The following is a 1348-nucleotide window of genomic DNA, read 5'->3' on the forward strand; positions in this document are numbered from 1 at the left end:
GGACCTGCTACCAGCCCGCCGACGACGACATGGTCCTGGAGCCCCTCTATCCGGACCGCCTCGCGGAGGACTTCCTGACGTATCCGCTGGCATCATACTGCACTGATGAAAGTTTGCATTACTGCAAACTGTCTCGTAGTGTGGTGGCGCGACAGAGGCATATGGACATATTTCAGGTAGTTCCGTCCACAAACAGGCTTCTGCGAACCGTCTCCGCCTAAGGATAAAAAACATGGGTGTGCAGGTCAGGGGGGTCATCGCAGCCCGCGGCACCGCCGTTCGGTCGCTCGGGCAGGTGATCGCCCCGAAGCGGCTCTCCCGGCGGATGCGGGAAGAGGGCCGGCCGTTTGAGCCGGCGCTCCTGATTCCGCTGCTGGTGATCGTGCTGGCCTCGGTGGCGGCCTTCTTCACGCCCCACCTGCAGTTCTACCGGTTGCTCGGGGCGGCGCCGGCGCTGGCCGCGGCGATGTTCTCCGTGGCCGGCACGCTGGGCATCGGGCTGCTGACCCTGATTGCCGGCTTCGCCATCTCCGCCGCCGACCACACTCTGGACCGGACTCCCGGAATCTTCACCTTGATCGCGATCGTGGCTGTCACCCTGGCCGCCGCCTACGCCAGCCGGGTACGGCAGAACCGGGAACGCACCCTCGCCCAGGTCCGCGCCGTGGCGGAGACGGCGCAGCACGTGCTGATGCGCCCGGTCCCGCATCACCTCGGGCACATCGACGTCGAGGTTCTCTACCAGGCGGCCGCCGCGCAGGCCCGCATCGGCGGCGACTTCTACGAGGCGATGCAGACCCCGTACGGGGTGCGGCTGATCATCGGCGACGTCCGCGGCAAGGGACTTCCGGCCGTCGAGGTCGCCTCGGTCATCCTCAGCACGTTCCGGGTGCTGAGGATGAGCGCGCCCGACCTGCCGTCCCTGGCAGGACATATGGAGACCGTCATGAGCCATTACTCCCGGAACCTGCCCGGCGATGCGCTGGAGCGCTTCGCCACCATCGTGCTCGTGGAGATCCCCGCCGGAGAACCGATCGCGCGCGTGCTCAACTGCGGACACCCTCCGCCGCTGCTGCTGCACGGCGGCGAAGTGCGCGAGGTGGAACCCAGCGCACCGTCACCACCCATCAACATGGCCGCCCTGCTCGGCGACCACTACCAGGTCGACACCATCCCCTTTGGCACCGGCGACCGCCTGCTGCTCTACACCGACGGCGTCAGCGAGACCCGCGACGGTACCGGGACCTTCTACCCCCTCGCCCAGCGCGTCCGCCGATGGGTCCTTGCCCCGCCCCGCCAACTCCTCGACCACCTCCGCCAGGACCTGCGCGCCTACGTCCACGGCACC

General features: G+C 67.9%; 1 protein-coding gene. It reads left to right on the forward strand.

The annotated features are described in order from the left end of the window. Positions 1 to 232 precede the first annotated feature (232 nt). Positions 233 to 1348 (forward strand): PP2C family protein-serine/threonine phosphatase (locus AB0I77_RS53595; protein ID WP_363290335.1); only part of this gene is annotated, 1116 nt, incomplete at its 3' end.

Origin of the sequence: Streptomyces sp. NPDC050619 (assembly GCF_040654815.1) — a bacterium.
In the GTDB taxonomy this organism is placed as follows: domain Bacteria; phylum Actinomycetota; class Actinomycetes; order Streptomycetales; family Streptomycetaceae; genus Streptomyces.